The organism is Tamlana crocina (assembly GCF_012037625.1).
Map to the genome: position 1 here is coordinate 1 of NZ_JAAVJS010000720.1, position 310 is coordinate 310.

1 protein-coding gene is annotated in these 310 nt (G+C 44.8%); it reads right to left on the minus strand.

Annotated features, from left to right (window positions below):
• Positions 1-32 precede the first annotated feature (32 nt).
• On the minus strand, positions 33-310 hold a 278-nt coding region (locus HC176_RS18715), incomplete at its 5' end, for a hypothetical protein (protein WP_167920480.1).

The window sequence follows — 310 nt, forward strand, 5'->3', positions numbered from 1 at the left end:
TTTTGCTTTGTGTGAAAGTTAGAGTATCAATTTCACCTCTTATTCCTTAAGATAACCTCTTCCTTCATCCTCAAGATCAAAAGCTTCTCTACACTCTCTGCATCATGGAGTTGCCCGGCTTTTTCTGCGAGGGTGGTGAGGTGGCCGGTGGCAATGAGGTTGCGGTAGAGCTTTTCGAAACTTTCGCCCTTTGACTCATGGGAATCGGCTTTGATCTCCAGGAGGGAAAGGATCACCAGCATATAATACTGTAACTGCTTCTCATCTTTGATCTCTCCCGCTTCCTGCATCAACTCTTCAAAAGTGATAT